Below are 18189 nucleotides of genomic sequence, written 5' to 3'. Positions count from 1 at the left end.
ACATAGATGGCCATAAAAGCTGAAGAGATTAGTGCATTACTTCGCTCACAAATTGAAAATTATGAGTCAGAGATGTCTGTTACTGATGTTGGTACAGTAATTCAGATTGGTGACGGTATTGCATTAGTTCACGGATTAAACGACGTTATGGCTGGTGAGTTAGTAGAATTCCATAATGGTGTGCTTGGACTAGCTCAAAACTTAGAAGAATCTAACGTCGGTATTGTAATTTTAGGACCATACACTGACATTAAAGAAGGCGACGAAGTTAAACGTACAGGACGTATCATGGAGGTGCCTGTAGGTGAAGAATTAATCGGTCGTGTCGTGAATCCATTAGGTCAACCACTTGATGGACAAGGTCCAATTGAAACAAATAAAACACGCCCAGTTGAAGAAAAAGCAACAGGCGTTATGGCAAGAAAATCAGTTGACGAACCATTACAAACAGGTATCAAAGCGATTGACGCATTAGTACCAATCGGTCGTGGTCAACGTGAGTTAATCATCGGTGACCGTCAAACTGGTAAAACAACAATTGCAATCGATACAATCTTGAACCAAGCGGATCAAGACATGATTTGTATCTATGTAGCAATTGGTCAAAAAGAATCAACAGTACGTGCGACTGTAGAAAAATTAAGACAGCATGGTGCTTTAGATTACACAATCGTTGTAACTGCATCAGCAGCTGACCCAGCTCCATTATTATACATTGCGCCATATGCAGGTGTAGCAATGGGTGAAGAATTCATGTTCGACGGTAAACAAGTGTTAATCGTTTATGATGATTTAACTAAACAAGCAGCAGCTTACCGTGAACTTTCATTATTACTTCGCAGACCACCAGGTCGTGAAGCATACCCAGGTGACGTTTTCTATCTACATAGTAGATTATTAGAACGTGCAGCTAAATTGAACGATGAATTAGGTGGCGGTTCAATTACTGCATTACCTATCATTGAAACACAAGCCGGAGATATCTCTGCTTATGTTCCAACAAACGTAATCTCAATCACTGATGGACAAATCTTCTTAGAATCAGACTTGTTCTTCTCAGGGGTACGTCCAGCGATTAACGCCGGATTCTCAGTATCTCGTGTAGGTGGTTCAGCGCAAATTAAAGCAATGAAAAAAGTTGCGGGTACTTTACGTTTAGACTTAGCTTCATACCGTGAGTTAGAATCATTCGCGCAATTCGGTTCAGACTTAGATGAATTCACAGCAAGAAAATTAGAACGTGGTAAACGTACAGTTGAAGTTCTTAAACAAGGACAAGGCGAACCATTACCAGTTCAAAACGAAGTATTAATCATCTACGCATTAGTTAATGGCTTCTTAGATGATATCCCAGTTCAAGACGTTCAACGTTTTGAAGCAGAAATCATCAGCTGGACTAAAAACAATGCGCCAGAAATCTTAGATGAAATCAAAACAAAAGGTACTTTACCTGACAAAGAAAAAATGAACAGCGCAATTGAAAACTTCAAACGCAGTTTCAGTATTTCTGAAGAGTAAGATGAAGCGAAGTATAAATAAGGTGGTGAAATAATGGGATCTCTAAAGGATATTGATTCAAGAATCAAGTCGACGAAAAAAATGAATCAAATTACCAAAGCGATGAACATGGTAGCGAGTTCTAAGCTCAACAGAGCACAACGTAACACGAACCAGTTCAAACCTTATATGGAAAAAATGCAAAATGCGATTACAGCAGTTGCAGGCCAAACGACTTCTAATCATCCGATGCTGAAGAAACGTCCGGTTAAAAAACGTGGTTACTTAGTTATTTCAAGTGATCGTGGATTAGCTGGTGCATATAACGCAAATATCTTGAAGAAAGTGGTACTAGATATCGAAGCGCGTGGTGAAAGTCAGAGCGATTATAAATTACTCGTTCTTGGTAAAGTAGGTATTGATTTCTTCAAAAACAGAGACTATGAAGTAGACTTTGCACTGCCGGATGTTCCAGATCAACCGTCATACAAAGATATTTCTTCTGTAACGAAGAAAGCAATCGATTTATATAGCAACGGTGATATTGATGAGTTGGAAATTTACTACAACAAATTCGTCAACGTTCTTGAAAATACGCCAACTGCAAGAAGAGTATTACCATTAGCAGAAGAAGATACAAGTTCAGGACATGGACAAATGTCTTCATATGAATTCGAACCAGATAAAGAATCAATTTTAAATATTATTTTGCCGCAATATGTAGAAAGCTTAATTTACGGCTCAATTCTGAATGCGAAAGCCAGCGAGCACGCATCTAGAATGACTGCCATGAAGAATGCTTCTGATAATGCGAGCGACCTTATTGACGATTTATCATTAGAATATAACCGAGCACGTCAAGCAGCAATCACACAACAAATTACTGAGATTGTCGGTGGCGCAACAGCTCTTGAATAGTATATTAAAGGAGGAAAAAAGAATGGGTGTAGGCCGCGTAACACAAATCATGGGTCCAGTTATTGACGTAAGATTCAATCATGATGAACTGCCTAAGATTAATAACGCATTAGTGCTAGATGTACCTAAGAAAGATGGCACGACTGAATCTCTTACATTAGAAGTAGCACTTGAATTAGGCGACGACGTAGTTAGAACTATCGCCATGGACTCTACAGACGGAATTAAACGTGGTGACGACGTTAAAGACACTGGTCGTCCAATCAGTGTACCTGTCGGTGAAGATACGTTAGGAAGAGTATTTAACGTTTTAGGTGATCCAATCGATAATGATGGACCGATTTCTGAATCAGTTCCACGTGAACCAATTCATAGACAACCACCTAAATTTGATGAATTATCAACAAAAGTTGAACTACTTGAAACTGGTATCAAAGTAGTAGACTTATTAGCACCATATATCAAAGGTGGTAAAGTTGGTTTATTCGGTGGTGCCGGAGTAGGTAAAACTGTATTAATCCAAGAATTAATTAATAACATCGCTCAAGAACACGGCGGTATTTCAGTATTCGCAGGTGTTGGTGAACGTACACGTGAAGGTAACGACTTGTACTTCGAAATGAGCGACAGTGGTGTTATCAAGAAAACAGCGATGGTATTCGGACAAATGAACGAACCACCTGGTGCACGTATGCGTGTAGCTTTATCAGGTTTAACAATGGCTGAATACTTCCGTGATGTTAAAGGACAAGACGTTCTTTTATTCATCGATAACATTTTCCGCTTCACACAAGCAGGTTCTGAGGTATCAGCATTGCTTGGCCGTATGCCATCAGCCGTTGGTTACCAACCAACATTGGCAACAGAAATGGGTCAATTACAAGAACGTATCACTTCTACAATGAAAGGTTCTATCACATCTATCCAAGCGGTATTCGTACCTGCCGATGACTATACTGACCCAGCGCCAGCAACAGCTTTCGCTCACTTAGACTCAACAACTAACTTAGAGCGTAAATTAACAGAAATGGGTATCTACCCAGCCGTTGACCCATTAGCGTCAACTTCACGTGCGCTTGAACCAAGCATCGTTGGTCAAGAACACTATGATGTTGCTCGTCGTGTACAATCAACATTACAAAAATACAGAGAATTACAAGATATCATCGCAATCTTAGGTATGGATGAATTATCTGATGAAGATAAGAGCACAGTTGAACGCGCAAGACGTATTCAATTCTTCTTATCTCAAAACTTCCACGTTGCAGAACAATTCACTGGTCAAAAAGGTTCATACGTACCTGTTAAGCGTACAGTTGAAGACTTCAAGGACATTCTTGAAGGTAAATACGACCACATCCCTGAAGATGCATTCCGTTTAGTCGGCAGCATGGACGATGTATTAGAAAAAGCTAAAGACATGGGTGTTGAAGTATAATATTAGGAGGTAAAGTTTAATGAACACAATGAACGTTAATATTGTTACTCCTAATGGTTCTGTTTATAACCAAGATGATGTTGAAATTGCGATTCTGCAGACAGTTGGAGGCGACATTGGTGTAATGGCCGGCCATTTACCAACTGTTACAGCAATTAAAACAGGTTATGTTAAAGTAAATTATACAGATGGGATTGATTTCATTGCGGTCAGTGATGGTTTCGTTGAAATCAGACATGAAAGCACATCAATTATTGTACAGACAGCAGAAAAAGCTGAAGATATTGATATCAGACGTGCTAAATCGGCTAAAGAAAGAGCAGAATCACATTTGAATAACAATGACGAAGATACTGACATTAACAGAGCAGAACGAGCTTTAGAACGTGCGGAAAACCGCATTAAAGTTTCGGAAATGAAATAATAACAACCATAAAGTATAGGATATATCTCACTTTGAGGTATATCCTATTTTTTAATGTCAAATTTTAGGGTAAACATATGAGTGAACAGATATTAGGATTTTGAATTTCTAAGTAAGAATGTATGATTTTACTCTATTTTCATGTACAATATGAGACAGTAAACAATTGAGGAGACGACAAAGATCATGGAATATTTAGGGCAATTTGCGATTGCGCATTTGATTATGCATGTGCTTTGTATCTGTGTCGCATATTGGGCATTGAATGCGATTAGGTTGGATCAATTCTTTAAAAAGGGTTATCCTGTCCAAGTACAAGTATTGATTATATTTCTTGCGATTTTAATCGGAACAGGAGTTAGTAATTTCATCATAGATTTATTGCAATTTTCAACGCAACTTAAATATCTTGGCCGCTAATCGTTTGAGTGTAATTCAAATGTTTTTCCATATATAATAATAGGTAATAGAAGAGATGAGAAATTTTTAAATTGAAGATGTTCAGGAGTTAAAAAGTGGAGGAGTAGTAATGAATAGAGATAGAATGATTATTAAAGGCGGAAATCGTCTAGTAGGAGAAGTACAAGTTGAGGGAGCAAAAAATGCAGTATTGCCAATTTTAACTGCATCATTGTTAGCTTCAAAGGGAGCGAGTACATTACATAATGTGCCTGAGTTAAGCGATGTTGAAACGATTAATAATGTACTTTCAACGCTTAATGCTGAAATTGAGTATCATAAAGAGGATAACAGCGTGACAGTTGATGCGACGAAACAATTGAATTCAGAAGCACCTTATGAATATGTCAGTAAAATGCGTGCGAGTATTTTAGTCATGGGTCCATTGCTTGCACGTTTAGGTCATGCAAAAGTAGCTTTACCAGGCGGTTGCTCTATCGGAAGCAGACCGATTGAACAACATATCAAAGGATTTGAAGCACTAGGTGCCAAAATTCATTTAGAAAACGGCTTTGTCTTTGCAGAAACTGCAAATGGTTTAACAGGTGCAGAGATTCACTTAGATTTCCCAAGTGTAGGTGCTACACAAAATATCATCATGGCGGCTTCATTAGCAAAAGGTAAATCTGTTATCGAGAATGTTGCACGTGAACCAGAAATCGTTGACCTAGCAAACTACATCAACGAAATGGGCGGTAATGTAACTGGTGCAGGAACAGATACAATTACGATTCATGGTGTCGAAGCTTTACATGGTGTAGAACATGCGATTATCCCAGATCGTATTGAAGCTGGTACATTACTTGTAGCAGGCGCTATTACAAGAGGCGATGTTTTAGTTAAAGGTGCAATTAAAGAACATTTAACAAGCTTGTTGTATAAACTAGAAGAAATGGGGGTCAACTTATCATATGAAGATAAAGGTATCCGAGTATCTGCAGAAGGTGAATTGCAACCAGTAGATATCAAAACATTACCACACCCAGGATTCCCTACAGATATGCAATCACAAATGATGGCGTTATTGTTAACAGCTGAAGGACATAAAGTCATTACAGAAACTGTCTTTGAAAATCGCTTTATGCATGTTGCTGAATTCAAACGAATGAATGCTCAAATTACGGTTGAAGGACGCAATGCAAAAATTACAGGTAAAAGCCATTTACAAGGCGCACAAGTGAAAGCAACTGATTTACGTGCTGCAGCAGCATTGATTTTAGCCGGTTTAGTGGCTGAAGGTACTACTGAAGTTTCAGAATTACAACACTTAGATAGAGGTTACGTAAACTTTAACGGTAAACTTAAAGCTTTAGGTGCTGATATTGAGCGTGTTAATAAATAAGTAAGTAGGGGATTAAGATGATTAAACGCTTTTATTTTAAAGTGATAAAATTACCGATTGGTTTTCACATACTCATCGTTATGCTTATGATGCTTTTGATGTTTTTCATCGGTATGTGTATCGGTTTTATATTGAATCATCAAAATCCGCTTAATATATTTGAATACCAGACTTGGTATCATTTCAAGCAAATTTTTGGAGGCTAGTAACATGGAAACAATTTTTGACTATAACCAAATTAAAAACATTATCCCACACCGCCAACCTTTTTTATTAATTGATAAAGTTGTTGAGTATGAAGAAGGTCAACGTTGTGTGGCTATTAAACAAGTATCAGGTAATGAACCATTCTTCCAAGGTCATTTCCCAGAATACGCGGTTATGCCAGGCGTGTTGATTACTGAAGCATTAGCACAAACTGGTGCAGTTGCGATTTTAAACAGTGAACAAAACAAAGGTAAAATCGCATTATTCGCTGGTATTGATAAATGTCGTTTCAAAAGACAAGTTGTACCTGGTGATACATTACAGTTAGAAGTTGAAATTACTAAAATGCGTGGACCAATTGGTAAAGGCACTGCGAAAGCAACTGTTGATGGTCAATTGGCATGTAGCTGTGAATTAACATTTGCAATCCAAGATGTATAAGCTGATATAAAAAGACTGAGACAATAGATATAAAGCATTGCTTTAATTCATCTATATTGTCTCAGTCTTTTTTTAATCTTCTCTTTTTTCGTCTTTTAAACGTGGTTTTGATTGCATCATACGGTTGAATGAAGTCTTTAATTCTTCACCAGATAATCCATCATCTACAAGTTGTGCTAATAAATTTTCAGCATAAACTTGTCTTAATGTATAGACGTGGCAATCAAAAATAATAGACATACGCTCATTATCGTATAATGAAATATTTTTAATTGTTGCATCGAATAATGCAGGATCATTAGAAGGACGTGTGATCACAACACGTATATCTAATAATGTTTCATCATCCATATATTCTTTCATAATATCGTAGTGGTTACTGGAGATTACAATTTCTAACAACCAGCCGGTGCCGCTTTGTTCTTTATTGATAATTACACCATCATAGAGTTCATATTCTATAACGCCACCGTGTTCAGTGACAATTTGGAATCTGACTGCTTTAAATGTTTTCAATTGAAGTCACTCCAATCTTTTTAAAATCTGCAAATTTTTTCTTTCTGATTCTAGTATAGCGTAAAAGATAAAAATATTTGAGAGATAGTACAGAAAATTAACCAATCAACTATAAAATTTCTCTTAATTTGTGTTTTGACGATATGTATCAATCTGAATATGATAGTAACCAAGGAGGTGACAAAATGCTTAATAAAATCGTTATTGTAGGAAGATTGACGAAACAACCTCAATTGACAGCAAAGGAGGAATCAGATATTGTATACTTTAGTGTTGCGACAGAACGTCATTATAACTATCAAGGCCAGAACAAACAATCTGTAGACTTTATTAATTGTAAGGCTTTTGGCAAGATTGCCCGAAATATTGCCAGCTATACACAAAAAGGATCGCTTGTCGGTATTACTGGCTATATGCATTCCTACAAATATGAAAAAGATAATCAAACACATTTCGGTATGGAGCTGGTTGTAGAAACAATCAAATTTATCTCGCATCCGAATGACAATTCAAGTTGTCAATTCTCATCACACCATGCACAAACGGACACTTTGATGGGTGAATATGAAGGAAGCCCGTCCTTCGACGCCATTCATCTCTAACTACCAAGTTATCCATTGACATTATATATGCTTAACTGCATATCTCCCAAAATCAAATTGCAACAACCAGCATGATGTATCTATCTCTATCCTGTTCAAAGTATCATGCTGTCCTCTCGTTAATTAAAAGTAATTCATTATGATGTTAGAATTATCCTTCTTTCTATTATAGGAAGATTCCTATAATCTATTCCAAACTCTATTTTTAAACTCTATTTAGTCCAACGCATAGCTTTTACTGCGAAAGATGATTGGATTGCTCCATTTTCAATTTTGTACTTTCAACTTAATCCATAAAAAACTCTTTAAATATACTAATACTCACCAAGACTTTGCATAAATTTCACTTTATGCAGGGTCTATTTTTTTAAAAAGACGTTTGACAGAGAAGAAATCGGGTTTTATTGCGGGTTTTTCTAGAAATTTTAGCCGATGTAAAGGGTAAAATAACCCTTCAATTATCTGAAAGATTACATAAATGTTACATAGGTTAAGAGTCAAAATTCAGTTCGAATGTGATATTAATAGGATTTGAAGTGATAGTAAGATATCTAACTATTTTATTTTAATGTAATTTACACGTAAAATTAAGCTGTATTTTTTTATTTCGTTGTAACCTACACCCTGATTTCAGATGATATAGTTGTAATTGCAAATTGATGATATTAATCACACGAAAAAACAATTACCTTATAGGAGGATTTTTAGAAATGAAAAAATTATTAGTAGCTTCATCAGCAACAGCAGCATTATTCGCAGTAGGAGTAGGAGCAGAAGCTCACGCATCTGAACAAGGAAATGCAGATCAAGCACAATTAGCAGAAACAGCATTAAACAATCCTGAACAATTAAACGAAAGCCCTGTACAAGAAGGCGCTTATAATATTAACTTTGAATATAATGGTTTAGACTTCAACTTTGAATCAGACGGTCAATATTGGAGCTGGAGCTATGGTCAAGCAGGCGGTAACGCACCAGCAGCTCAAACTACAACTCAACAAGCACCAGCAGCTCAACAAGCTCCAGTAGCTGAGCAAGCAGCACCACAAGCACAAGAAGCAACAACTCAACAAGCACCAGCACAACAAGCAGCACCTCAAGCTCAACAAGCTGCTCCACAACAATCAGCAAGCACTGGTTCATCAGCTGGTTTAAATGATCACTTACGTGCAATTGCACAACGTGAATCAGGTGGCGACATCCACGCAATCAACCCATCATCAGGTGCAGCAGGTAAATTCCAATTCTTACAATCAACTTGGGATTCAGTAGCACCAGCTGAATGGGTAGGTAAATCACCAGCATCAGCACCAGAAAGCGTACAAGACGCAGCAGCTGTTAAATTATATGACGGTGGCGCAGGTGCAGGTCACTGGGTTACTGCATAATTCAGTTAACTGATTATAAATAAATAGTTAAAAAATCTATCAGGCAGGTTATCTCCAATTTAGGAGGTAACCTGCCTTTTGTAATATGTATGTAAAGAAAGACACAAGAAATATATATTGTTGTAACCTATGTTATTAGGATAGATGCTATTATAAAGACATCAAATAAATGATTTAATACAAACACCTTATGGGAGGACATATTTTACATGAAGAAATTACTAGTAGCATCGACAGCGGTGACAGCTGCTGCAGCAGTATTGGCAACAGGAATTGGAACTCAAGACGTACAAGCAAAATCATCATCAAAAGCTGAACATGCGAAGAAAGTAAAAGACGCTGAAAAGTATCTAAATGAAAAAGGTGAATATACTGTAGTTAAAGGTGACACTTTAAATAAAATCGCTAAAAAATTCGACGTTAAAGTTAAAGAATTAAAAAAATGGAACGATAAAAAATCTGACTTAATCTTAGTAGATGAAAGTTTAAAAGTTAAAGAACCTAAAAAAGTTGCGACAACACAAACAGCTGTACAATCAGACAGCCACTATGCATACAATACGCAACAAGTATCATACAATAATTATAATCAAGCGCAATCAAACAATGCGCCACAATCATCATATACAGCACCACAACAATCTTATAACGCACCACAAGCATCATACAATGCACCATCATATGCATCTTATGGTTCAGGTTCAGTAAGATTAGCTAACGGTAATACTGCAGGTTCTACAGGTGCATACGCAGCAGCACAAATGGAAGCTCGTACAGGCGTATCTGCATCAGTATGGGAAAACATCATTGCACGTGAATCAAATGGACAAGTTAATGCGTACAATCCATCAGGTGCCAGCGGTTTATTCCAAACAATGCCTGGTCATGGTTCTACAGCAACAGTTCAAGATCAAATCAACTCAGCTGTACATGCATATAACGTACAAGGATTAAGTGCTTGGGGTTATTAATGTTAAATAGTTAAAATTCAAGTCGAGACTGAGGTCTCGGCTTTTTTTATGAAAACAGATTCATTGCAAGTATGAAAGGGCTTTGATATGTTTAGTGTGTAAATAAATTAAATAAAAACTGCTAGGGGCGCCTTTTGGCTGAGATAGGAAACTAGACCCTTTAAACCTGATTTGGTTAAGACCAACGTAGGAAAGTAGATACATAGTATGCATGATGCAAAAATACTGAAACTGCACTCCTAGGTTGGAATGCAGTTTTTTTATTGGAGGAATAAAAGTGACTTTTGCTGAAACACTTGAAAGAGATGCACAACCGATTATTGATCAAATTTATGACGATAATTTCATTCAAGCATTGTTAAAAGGGAATATAGATAAAGAGTCAATCAGACAATATTTACGTGCAGATGCCTCGTATTTAAGAGAGTTTGCGAATATCTATGCTTTATTAATTCCTAAAATGCCGAATTTAGAAAGTGTTCGATTTCTAGTTGATCAAATTCAATTCATTGTGAATGGTGAAGTGGAAGCACATGAATTCATGGCAGAATACGTGGGTGAACCGTATCACGAAATCGTACAACAAAAAGTGTGGCCGCCAAGTGGTGACCATTATATTAAACATATGTATTACAACGTTTATGCCCATGAAAATGCTGCATATGCGATTGCGGCAATGGCACCTTGTCCTTATGTCTATGCAGAAGTAGCAAAACGCGCAATGCAGGATGACAGATTAAATCAATCTTCTATATTGAAAAAATGGTTTGAATTCTATCAAACAGAAATGGATGCATTAATCGATGTTTTAAATCAATTAATGAATGAGTTAACAAAACATATGACAGATACAGAGAGACAAGAAGTCAGAGAGAATTATCTACAAAGTACAGTACATGAACGAAACTTCTTTAATATGGCTTATACAAAAGAACAATGGGAATTTGGAGGTAAATAATTATGAACAAACCGAAAATTGCTTTAACGATTGCAGGCACAGATCCAACAGGCGGCGCAGGTGTAATGGCTGACTTAAAGTCATTTCATGCATGCGGTGTGTACGGGATGGCCGCAATCACAAGTATCGTAGCGCAAAATACAAAAGGGGTTCAACACATTCATAACTTAGAATTATCTTGGTTAGAAGAACAGTTAGATAGTGTGTTTGATGACGAATTACCGCAAGCGATTAAAACTGGCATGATTGCGACAAAAGAAATGATGGAATTAATTCGTACTTATTTAGAAAAGCATCCTGAAATTCCATATGTCATTGATCCAGTAATGCTAGCCAAAAGTGGAGACTCTTTAATGGATGATAAAGGTAAACATGCCTTACAAAGTATCTTGTTACCACTTGCTGATGTTGCAACACCTAACTTACCTGAAGCAGAGGAAATTGTAGGATTCAAATTAGATAATGAAGATGCGATTAAAAAAGCAGGTAAAATCTTCATAGAAGAAATCGGCAGTAAAGGTGTAGTCATTAAAGGTGGTCATATCGAAGATGACAATATCGCAAAAGACTATCTATTTACGAAAGATGGTTTAGAAATTTTTGAAAGTGAAAGATATGAAACAAAACATACACATGGTACAGGTTGTACTTTTTCAGCTGTAATTGCGGCTGAGCTAGCGAAAGGGAAAACGATTTATGAAGCGGTTAAAAAAGCAAAAGACTTTATCGCATTAAGTATTAAATATACACCTGAGATCGGACAAGGCAGAGGACCAGTTAACCATTTCGCATATATGAAGAAAGTAGGATTAGATGATGAGTAAAGGTTTAGATAGAATCAGAACAGAACATCCATTAGTTATTTGTTTTACGAATGATGTCGTTAAAAATTTTACAGCTAATGGACTCTTAAGTTTAGGTGCGAGTCCAGCAATGAGCGAAGCACCAGAAGAAGCAGAAGATTTTTATCCACACGCGGGTGCAGTCTTAATTAATATTGGCACACTGACAAAAGCGAATGAACAAGCAATGTTAGAAGTTGGAAAAATTGCGAATAAGACAAACACACCGTTAGTGTTTGATCCCGTTGCTGTGGGCGCATCAACGTATCGTAAACAATTTTGCAAAACATTCCTAGAGCAAGTGAAACCAACTGTAATCAAAGGAAATGCTTCAGAAATTTTAACGCTTATAGATGATACAACAACAATGAAAGGTACAGATAGTGCTGAAAGCTTGGATGTTCTATCCATTGCGAAAAAAGCACATGAACAATATCAAACTGCCATTGTGTTAACTGGTGAAACAGATGTCATTGCTCAAAACAATAAAATTGTTAAGCTGAATAATGGTTCACGTTTCTTAACGCAAATTACAGGTGCAGGTTGTTTATTAGGTGCTATTGTAGGTGCATTCTTATTTAGAAATGAAAATCCAGAGATTGAAGATTTAATTGAAGCAGTTTCTGTTTATAATATTGCAGCTGAACGTGCTGAACAATTAAGTGAAAGTAAAGGACCAGGTACTTTCTTAGTTCAATTTATTGATGCATTATATAAAATAGACAGTGAAGCAGCAGTAGAAAATCGTAAAGCACAAGAGGTGAAATAAGTGTTTCAACCAGAGGATTTAAAAGTTTACTTTATTTGCGGAACACAAGATATACCTGAAGGTCGTACGATTCATGAAGTATTAACTGAAGCATTAGAAGGCGGCATTACGATGTATCAATTTCGTGAAAAAGGGCCTAACGCTAAAACAGGTAATGCGAAGAAAGAACTGGCACAATCTTTGAAACAATTATGTGAACAATATCATGTACCTTTTATCTTAAATGATGATGTTGAATTAGCAGAGTTGATTGATGCTGATGGCATTCATGTTGGACAAGATGATGCGAAAGTGAATACTTTTAAGACACACTTTAAAAATAAAATTATCGGTTTAAGTGTCGGCAATGAAACAGAATTAGCGCAATCTGATTTAACAGATGTCGATTATATTGGCGTTGGTCCGATATTTAAAACAGGGTCTAAAGACGATGCCAGTGATCCTGTCGGCACAGAAATGATTGAAACATTGCATGAGAAAACAAATGGTATGCCGATTGTTGCAATTGGCGGTATTGCGTTAAATAATGTCGAACCGATTGCGCAAACACATGCACAAGGTGTATCAGTTATTTCAGCGATTGCTCAGAGTTCAAATGTTAAAGAAACCGTTCGCAATTTCTTACAATATTTTAAATAATGCCCTTAATTCTATGTTTTTGTTTTCTACACCTCATAGAATGTGATAAAATTATTTTTATGTGAATAATACCAATAGAGGTGGAAAAATGAATAAAAAAGCATTATTGCCTTTGCTTCTTGGGGTTATGGTTTTTCTTGCAGGATGTGATTATTCTAAACCTGAAAACAGAACAGGTTTTTTCTATAATACATTTGTGAAAAACATGGATAACATCATCCATTGGCTAGGCTCTAGTTTTAATAACGATTATGGATTAGCGATTATTGTCTTAGTTTTAGCAATCCGTATTGTCGTTCTGCCATTCATGCTTTCTAACTATAAGAACAGTCACTTAATGCGCGAAAAAATGGTGATTGCAAAACCAGATATGGACGCAGTGAAAGAGAAAGTAAAACGTGCACGCACACAAGAAGAAAAAATGGCAGCAAACCAAGAAATGATGGAAGTTTATAAAAAATACGATATGAATCCAATGCAAAGTATGCTTGGATGTTTACCAATGTTGATTCAAATGCCTGTAATCATGGGCTTATTCTTCGTATTAAAATACCCATCACCAGGTGGTATTGTAGAACATCCTGATTTCTTATGGTTCAACTTAGCAAAACCGGATATTTGGATTACAATTATTGCCGGTGTGTTATACTTCCTACAAGCTTACGTATCAACATTCAGTATGCCGCCTGAACAAAAACAAATGAGTTACATGATGATGATCATTTCACCAATTATGATTATCTGGGTATCATTAAGTTCAGCAGCTGCATTAGGTTTATACTGGTCAGTCAGTGCCGCGTTCTTGATTGTTCAAACATATGTTGCGAACCAATATTACTCTAAGAAAGCGAAAGAAGAAGTCGCTCCAATGATTAGAGAATATGAAAAGAAACATGGTAAAGACGGTAAACAAAAAGGTGCGCAAGTCTTAGGTAAGAAAAACAGAAAGAAAAAATAATACATCATTGATGACTTAAAATCAGTTGCAACTAAAATTGCAGCTGATTTTTTATTTAGGATTTGTACAATAGGGAATGGTAATAGTAACTAAAAGTGTTATTTTAAAATTGGAGGGGAATACCAATGGAAATTAAATCAGTAACAACTGCTGACATTTTAGAGTTACAGAAAATCAGCTATAGAACTTTTGATGACACATTTAGAGAAATGAACAGCCCAGAAAATATTAAAGATTATTTAGATACAGCATTTACACAAGACAAACTAAGACGTGAATTAGAAGATCCACATTCGAATTTCTATTTCTTGTATGATAACGATAAAATTGTCGGATATTTAAAGTTGAATGAAGGGGATTCACAAACAGAACAAGTTTCATCTGATTGTACTGAAATAGAACGCTTATATATTTTGAAGAATTATCATGGCTATGGTTATGGTAAAAAATTATTGAACTTTGCTATAAAGACAGCAGTCGAAGATGGTAAAAAATGTGTATGGCTAGGTGTATGGGAAAAAATGAACAAGCATTAGGTTTCTATAAACATTTAGGATTCAAGAAAATCTCAGAACATGATTTCATGATGGGGAATGATAGACAAACAGATTTAATCCTAGCATATAATATCGAATAAAAAAGAAGCGGTTGAGAATTTAGATTTGTTCTCAGCCGCTTCTTCATCTTATTTGCTTATTGTTCTGTAAACTGCCATTCGTTAAAGAATTGTGCGACGAAGAATTCCATAAAACGATGACGTTCTTGCGCAATTTCTGAAGCAGTTTCAGTATGCATTAAATCTTTAAGTTTAAACAATTTATCATAGAAATGCTTAATCGCTGAAGGATCATAACCTTCTAATTCGTTATCAGAACTAATACTATCAGGAATAGGCCCTTGCCACATCGGCTCATCAAAGTGACCCGCAAATTGGAACGTACGCGCTATACCAATTGCACCAATCGCATCTAAGCGATCTGCATCTCTAACAATATAACCTTCTTTGGATAAGGGGATTTCTTGATCCACATTATGACGAAAGCTGATGTTTTTGATGATATGCATAATTTTTTCTTGATCCTGTCCACTAACTTCAATACGGTTTAAAAAATCAATTAGTTGATTTTCAGCAGCAGTTTCATCTGTTAATTTGGTATCTACCGTATCATGTAATAATGCAGCCATCTGAATAATGTAAGGATTGCCGTAGCCTTCTTGTTCAGAAATGAAGAGTGCCATTTTAACGACCCGCATGACATGGTTGATATCATGCCCTGTGTGATCTGTTTGATGGAAGTCTTTCATATATTGTTCAGCTGATTTTAATTGTTGATATTGATTCATGACTTTGTGTACTCCTTTATGATTTACAATATCGGTGAAATTAAGTTGGCAATGGCTTCTTTGAATTTCACCCATAAACTGCGTTGATTATAACGCTCTTGTGTTAATTCTGAAGATAACATTAAATCTTGATTGAACTGGTCACGCAATTGTGCCGCAATTTGATGGTCATATATAAACGCATTGATTTCAAAATTCAGTGTAAAACTACGATGGTCCATATTCGCTGTTCCCACACTTGCGACTTCGTCATCAATAATCATCATTTTTGAATGTAAGAAACCATTGTCATAATGATAAACCTTGACGCCTGATGCCAACAGTGATGCAACATTTTTCAATGTCGCAAAGTAGACGAATGGATGGTCTGGTTTATTTGGAATCATAATCGATACATCTACACCGCCTAATGCAGCAATAGACACAGCATCCATAAAGGCTTGGTCAGGAATAAAGTAGGGCGATTGAATTTGAATCGATTTTTTCGCTGAAGTAATCATTTTCAAATAACCGTATTTGATTTGCTCCCAATCTTCATCTGGACCGCTTGATGCGATTTGGATACCGATAGAACTACCTGTATCAATGTCAGGGAAGTAGCGATCAGAATAAGTGATGTTATCACGCTTAGCTTGTGAGTTCCAATCTAAAATAAAGCGTAATTGCAAGGCATTGACCGCATCTCCGACAATACGTAAGTGCGTGTCTCTCCAGTATCCGAAACGTTTGGATAAGCCTAAATATTCTTTGCCAACATTAAAACCTCCGACATATCCGATATAACCATCAATCACGACAATTTTACGGTGATTTCGGTTGTTTAATCTAAAGTTGATAAGCGGTAATTTAGAAGGGAAGAAAGATTCAACTTGTCCGCCCTTTCTTCTGAACTCATCAAAGTCTTTTAAAGTTAAGCCCCTGGAACCCATATCATCGTATAACATTTTTACTTCAAGGCCTTCTTCAAGTTTTTTCTCTAAGGCAGCTAAGATACGTTTACCAAGCTTGTCATTTCTAAAAATGTAATACTCGATATGGATGTAATCTGTGGCGTTTTCTATATCTTTAATCAACGCATCAAACTTTTCATGACCATCTGTAAAAATCGTCATTTCATTATCAGTAGTTAAGAAGGCTGAGTTATTATACAACAACATTTGTACCATTGATTTATGTTTGACGATTTCATGGTTCCCTTTAGAGAACTCTTTGGTTTGTAATGCTTTTAATTGTTCATTAACAATTGCCTCTAATCCAATACGGTCTTCCTCATCTAAGGAAAAGATATGATCTCTTTGGATTTGGCGGCCCAGCAATAAATAAAGTATGAACCCGATAACAGGTAAGAATACGAGTACGAGCAACCATGCCCAAATCGATCCTGCAGATCTTCTTTCCATAAATACAATAACGAAACCGAATACGAGGTTTAATATGAATAAGCCGATTAAAATAATATTGATGACTAAATTGGCTTGAAAAGGTATAAAGTCGAAATTATACATAAGTAACCTCCGTGTTGTTAATCAGCAATTATGTATGTTTTTACTTTTGCTGATGTTGAACTTATTGTAACACAGGCACACCTTTCACGATACATTTGACATATACCTATATAGGGTATATTCTAGAGATAGAAACCTAACAGGACGGAGGTTCAAACATGACGCAAGAAGAACGCGCACATCATTCAGAAAAAATAAAATCTAACCTTAAAGCACGACTGAATCGTATAGAAGGACAAGTCAGAGCGATTAATCGCATGATAGATGAAGATGTTTATTGTGATGATGTTTTAACACAAATCAGAGCGACACGTTCAGCTTTGAATAGTGTTGCTGTAAAATTGCTGGATCATCATATGAAAGGCTGTATTTTGCATAAAGCTGAAGATGGACAAGCAGAAGCTGCAATGGAAGAATTATTAGTTACCGTCCAAAAATTAATTAAAGATTAATAAAGGAGTCAGACATGCATAGTAGTGTGATTCAAATCAGTGGTATGGAAACTGAAGAACAACAGCATATTTTGCAAGAACATTTGCAGCAAATGATTGGTATGTCAGAAGTGCAAGTGGATCTGAAATCACAAGAAGTGAAAGCGAGTTACCAGACACCAATCAGTTTAAACAATTTGGAAAAAGAAATTTATGATCAAGGTTACCAAATATTAAATTAAATAGAGGAGTGTTGTGATATGGAAAAACAATTAAAAGTTGAAGGTATGAGTTGCAGTCATTGTAAAAAAGCTGTAGAAGATGCTGTTGGTAAAGTAAATGGCGTTGACCAAGTAACGGCTACCCCAGATAATGATACAGTAGACGTAACATTCAATGGTGAAGATAAAGTATTATCTGAAGTTGAATCAGCAATTTATGACGCAGGTTATGACGTTGTAAAATAAGACAGAATTATAAAGGCTCAAGTTATCTCTATGGCTGAGCCTTCTTTTTTAAATAAAAATATACCTATGTAGG

The 18189-nt window shown here is 36.2% G+C and carries 24 protein-coding genes and 1 riboswitch; of the genes, 21 read left to right on the top strand and 3 right to left on the bottom strand.

The window, feature by feature from the left end; translation table 11 throughout:
- The first annotated feature begins 6 nt into the window (after positions 1-6).
- The 8 genes from atpA to fabZ all read left to right on the top strand — a co-directional run bounded on the left by atpA (position 7) and on the right by fabZ (position 6726).
- Positions 7-1518: a F0F1 ATP synthase subunit alpha gene (gene atpA / locus HMPREF2846_RS09220; RefSeq protein WP_002481785.1), complete on the top strand. Its 1512-nt coding sequence runs from the start codon at positions 7-9 to the stop codon at positions 1516-1518.
- Positions 1519-1551: 33 nt separating this feature from the next.
- Positions 1552-2415: an ATP synthase F1 subunit gamma gene (gene atpG, locus HMPREF2846_RS09215; protein WP_070626495.1), complete on the top strand. Its 864-nt coding sequence runs from the start codon at positions 1552-1554 to the stop codon at positions 2413-2415.
- 22 nt (positions 2416-2437) lie between these two features.
- Positions 2438-3853 carry a F0F1 ATP synthase subunit beta gene (gene atpD / locus HMPREF2846_RS09210; protein ID WP_002481783.1) on the top strand — a complete coding sequence of 472 codons (1416 nt, stop codon included), beginning with the start codon at positions 2438-2440 and terminating at the stop codon, positions 3851-3853.
- Between the two features lie 19 nt (positions 3854-3872).
- On the top strand, positions 3873-4277 hold the full coding sequence (locus tag HMPREF2846_RS09205) for a F0F1 ATP synthase subunit epsilon (RefSeq protein ID WP_002481782.1): 405 nt from the start codon (positions 3873-3875) through the stop codon (positions 4275-4277).
- A gap of 186 nt (positions 4278-4463) precedes the next feature.
- Positions 4464-4697, top strand: a complete 234-nt coding sequence (locus HMPREF2846_RS09200) for a DUF1146 family protein (RefSeq protein WP_002481781.1) — start codon at positions 4464-4466, stop codon at positions 4695-4697.
- A 109-nt stretch (positions 4698-4806) separates the two neighbouring features.
- On the top strand, positions 4807-6078 hold the full coding sequence (gene murA, locus HMPREF2846_RS09195; RefSeq protein ID WP_002481780.1) for a UDP-N-acetylglucosamine 1-carboxyvinyltransferase: 1272 nt from the start codon (positions 4807-4809) through the stop codon (positions 6076-6078).
- Between the two features lie 17 nt (positions 6079-6095).
- Positions 6096-6284, top strand: coding sequence for a DNA-directed RNA polymerase subunit beta (locus HMPREF2846_RS14940; protein WP_002481779.1), 189 nt, complete (start codon positions 6096-6098; stop codon positions 6282-6284).
- 4 nt (positions 6285-6288) lie between these two features.
- Positions 6289-6726 carry a 3-hydroxyacyl-ACP dehydratase FabZ gene (fabZ, locus tag HMPREF2846_RS09185; RefSeq protein WP_002481778.1) on the top strand — a complete coding sequence of 146 codons (438 nt, stop codon included), beginning with the start codon at positions 6289-6291 and terminating at the stop codon, positions 6724-6726.
- Between the two features lie 72 nt (positions 6727-6798).
- On the opposite strand, the gene HMPREF2846_RS09180 is transcribed toward fabZ, so the two are convergent.
- Positions 6799-7242 (bottom strand): YwpF family protein, encoded by a 444-nt coding sequence (locus HMPREF2846_RS09180; protein WP_002481777.1) that lies wholly within the window; start codon positions 7240-7242, stop codon positions 6799-6801.
- A 185-nt stretch (positions 7243-7427) separates the two neighbouring features.
- Here HMPREF2846_RS09180 and HMPREF2846_RS09175 point away from each other — a divergent pair, with 185 nt between their 5' ends.
- The 10 genes from HMPREF2846_RS09175 (at position 7428) to HMPREF2846_RS14750 (ending at position 15006) form a co-directional block, all read left to right on the top strand.
- Entirely contained in the window at positions 7428-7844 is a 417-nt protein-coding gene (locus HMPREF2846_RS09175) for a single-stranded DNA-binding protein (RefSeq protein ID WP_002481776.1), read from the top strand.
- 710 nt (positions 7845-8554) lie between these two features.
- Entirely contained in the window at positions 8555-9232 is a 678-nt protein-coding gene (locus tag HMPREF2846_RS09170; RefSeq protein ID WP_002481775.1) for a transglycosylase family protein, read from the top strand.
- A gap of 209 nt (positions 9233-9441) precedes the next feature.
- Positions 9442-10203, top strand: coding sequence for a LysM peptidoglycan-binding domain-containing protein (locus HMPREF2846_RS14935; RefSeq protein ID WP_070626494.1), 762 nt, complete (start codon positions 9442-9444; stop codon positions 10201-10203).
- 113 nt (positions 10204-10316) lie between these two features.
- A riboswitch (TPP riboswitch) is annotated at positions 10317-10413 on the top strand.
- Between the two features lie 67 nt (positions 10414-10480).
- A complete protein-coding gene (tenA, locus tag HMPREF2846_RS09160; RefSeq protein ID WP_060804051.1) occupies positions 10481-11161 on the top strand; it encodes a thiaminase II in 681 nt (226 codons plus the stop codon).
- Positions 11162-11163: 2 nt separating this feature from the next.
- Positions 11164-11985, top strand: a complete 822-nt coding sequence (gene thiD, locus HMPREF2846_RS09155; protein WP_002481772.1) for a bifunctional hydroxymethylpyrimidine kinase/phosphomethylpyrimidine kinase — start codon at positions 11164-11166, stop codon at positions 11983-11985.
- Positions 11978-12772 carry a hydroxyethylthiazole kinase gene (gene thiM / locus HMPREF2846_RS09150; protein WP_070626493.1) on the top strand — a complete coding sequence of 265 codons (795 nt, stop codon included), beginning with the start codon at positions 11978-11980 and terminating at the stop codon, positions 12770-12772. Before thiD ends, thiM begins: the two co-directional genes overlap by 8 nt.
- On the top strand, positions 12773-13411 hold the full coding sequence (gene thiE, locus HMPREF2846_RS09145; protein WP_070626492.1) for a thiamine phosphate synthase: 639 nt from the start codon (positions 12773-12775) through the stop codon (positions 13409-13411).
- Between the two features lie 88 nt (positions 13412-13499).
- A complete protein-coding gene (gene yidC / locus HMPREF2846_RS09140; RefSeq protein WP_002481769.1) occupies positions 13500-14369 on the top strand; it encodes a membrane protein insertase YidC in 870 nt (289 codons plus the stop codon).
- Positions 14370-14494: 125 nt separating this feature from the next.
- Positions 14495-14905: a GNAT family N-acetyltransferase gene (locus tag HMPREF2846_RS09135; protein ID WP_256274622.1), complete on the top strand. Its 411-nt coding sequence runs from the start codon at positions 14495-14497 to the stop codon at positions 14903-14905.
- Complete coding sequence (locus HMPREF2846_RS14750) at positions 14881-15006, top strand: hypothetical protein (protein WP_256274620.1); 126 nt, start codon at positions 14881-14883, stop codon at positions 15004-15006. Before HMPREF2846_RS09135 ends, HMPREF2846_RS14750 begins: the two co-directional genes overlap by 25 nt.
- A 56-nt stretch (positions 15007-15062) precedes the next feature.
- Here the strand turns inward: HMPREF2846_RS14750 and HMPREF2846_RS09130 are convergent, their stop codons facing one another.
- Together HMPREF2846_RS09130 and cls are read right to left on the bottom strand one after the other, a co-directional pair.
- A complete protein-coding gene (locus HMPREF2846_RS09130; RefSeq protein ID WP_060804054.1) occupies positions 15063-15713 on the bottom strand; it encodes an HD domain-containing protein in 651 nt (216 codons plus the stop codon).
- Between the two features lie 23 nt (positions 15714-15736).
- Entirely contained in the window at positions 15737-17218 is a 1482-nt protein-coding gene (gene cls / locus HMPREF2846_RS09125; protein ID WP_070626491.1) for a cardiolipin synthase, read from the bottom strand.
- Between the two features lie 158 nt (positions 17219-17376).
- On the opposite strand from cls, the gene csoR reads away from it, so the two are divergent.
- From csoR to HMPREF2846_RS09110, 3 genes are read left to right on the top strand one after another with little or no spacing between them, the layout of a single operon-like run.
- Positions 17377-17670, top strand: coding sequence for a copper-sensing transcriptional repressor CsoR (csoR, locus tag HMPREF2846_RS09120; protein ID WP_002481765.1), 294 nt, complete (start codon positions 17377-17379; stop codon positions 17668-17670).
- Between the two features lie 14 nt (positions 17671-17684).
- Positions 17685-17891, top strand: a complete 207-nt coding sequence (locus HMPREF2846_RS09115) for a putative copper chaperone CsoZ (protein WP_002481764.1) — start codon at positions 17685-17687, stop codon at positions 17889-17891.
- Between the two features lie 18 nt (positions 17892-17909).
- A complete protein-coding gene (locus tag HMPREF2846_RS09110) occupies positions 17910-18116 on the top strand; it encodes a copper ion binding protein (RefSeq protein ID WP_002481763.1) in 207 nt (68 codons plus the stop codon).
- Positions 18117-18189: the final 73 nt, after the last annotated feature.

The sequence above is a fragment of the Staphylococcus sp. HMSC056G08 genome, assembly GCF_001812305.1.
Taxonomy (GTDB): Bacteria; Bacillota; Bacilli; order Staphylococcales; family Staphylococcaceae; genus Staphylococcus; species Staphylococcus simulans.
This window is presented reverse-complemented; position numbering and strand designations above follow the sequence as displayed.

What these genes read in the sequence shown, in the direction of transcription:
- thiM (WP_070626493.1), top strand. Translation starts at nt 11,978, where the DNA reads ATGAGTAAAGGTTTAGATAGAATCAGAACAGAACATCCATTAGTTATT.
- HMPREF2846_RS09115 (WP_002481764.1), top strand. Translation starts at nt 17,685, where the DNA reads ATGCATAGTAGTGTGATTCAAATCAGTGGTATGGAAACTGAAGAACAA.
- cls (WP_070626491.1), bottom strand. Translation starts at nt 17,218, where the DNA reads ATGTATAATTTCGACTTTATACCTTTTCAAGCCAATTTAGTCATCAAT.
- HMPREF2846_RS09175 (WP_002481776.1), top strand. Translation starts at nt 7,428, where the DNA reads ATGCTTAATAAAATCGTTATTGTAGGAAGATTGACGAAACAACCTCAA.
- atpG (WP_070626495.1), top strand. Translation starts at nt 1,552, where the DNA reads ATGGGATCTCTAAAGGATATTGATTCAAGAATCAAGTCGACGAAAAAA.
- HMPREF2846_RS09130 (WP_060804054.1), bottom strand. Translation starts at nt 15,713, where the DNA reads ATGAATCAATATCAACAATTAAAATCAGCTGAACAATATATGAAAGAC.
- HMPREF2846_RS14750 (WP_256274620.1), top strand. Translation starts at nt 14,881, where the DNA reads ATGGGAAAAAATGAACAAGCATTAGGTTTCTATAAACATTTAGGATTC.
- csoR (WP_002481765.1), top strand. Translation starts at nt 17,377, where the DNA reads ATGACGCAAGAAGAACGCGCACATCATTCAGAAAAAATAAAATCTAAC.
- fabZ (WP_002481778.1), top strand. Translation starts at nt 6,289, where the DNA reads ATGGAAACAATTTTTGACTATAACCAAATTAAAAACATTATCCCACAC.
- murA (WP_002481780.1), top strand. Translation starts at nt 4,807, where the DNA reads ATGAATAGAGATAGAATGATTATTAAAGGCGGAAATCGTCTAGTAGGA.
- HMPREF2846_RS09110 (WP_002481763.1), top strand. Translation starts at nt 17,910, where the DNA reads ATGGAAAAACAATTAAAAGTTGAAGGTATGAGTTGCAGTCATTGTAAA.
- HMPREF2846_RS09200 (WP_002481781.1), top strand. Translation starts at nt 4,464, where the DNA reads ATGGAATATTTAGGGCAATTTGCGATTGCGCATTTGATTATGCATGTG.
- HMPREF2846_RS09170 (WP_002481775.1), top strand. Translation starts at nt 8,555, where the DNA reads ATGAAAAAATTATTAGTAGCTTCATCAGCAACAGCAGCATTATTCGCA.
- yidC (WP_002481769.1), top strand. Translation starts at nt 13,500, where the DNA reads ATGAATAAAAAAGCATTATTGCCTTTGCTTCTTGGGGTTATGGTTTTT.
- HMPREF2846_RS09135 (WP_256274622.1), top strand. Translation starts at nt 14,495, where the DNA reads ATGGAAATTAAATCAGTAACAACTGCTGACATTTTAGAGTTACAGAAA.
- HMPREF2846_RS09205 (WP_002481782.1), top strand. Translation starts at nt 3,873, where the DNA reads ATGAACACAATGAACGTTAATATTGTTACTCCTAATGGTTCTGTTTAT.
- atpD (WP_002481783.1), top strand. Translation starts at nt 2,438, where the DNA reads ATGGGTGTAGGCCGCGTAACACAAATCATGGGTCCAGTTATTGACGTA.
- HMPREF2846_RS14940 (WP_002481779.1), top strand. Translation starts at nt 6,096, where the DNA reads ATGATTAAACGCTTTTATTTTAAAGTGATAAAATTACCGATTGGTTTT.
- thiD (WP_002481772.1), top strand. Translation starts at nt 11,164, where the DNA reads ATGAACAAACCGAAAATTGCTTTAACGATTGCAGGCACAGATCCAACA.
- atpA (WP_002481785.1), top strand. Translation starts at nt 7, where the DNA reads ATGGCCATAAAAGCTGAAGAGATTAGTGCATTACTTCGCTCACAAATT.
- HMPREF2846_RS14935 (WP_070626494.1), top strand. Translation starts at nt 9,442, where the DNA reads ATGAAGAAATTACTAGTAGCATCGACAGCGGTGACAGCTGCTGCAGCA.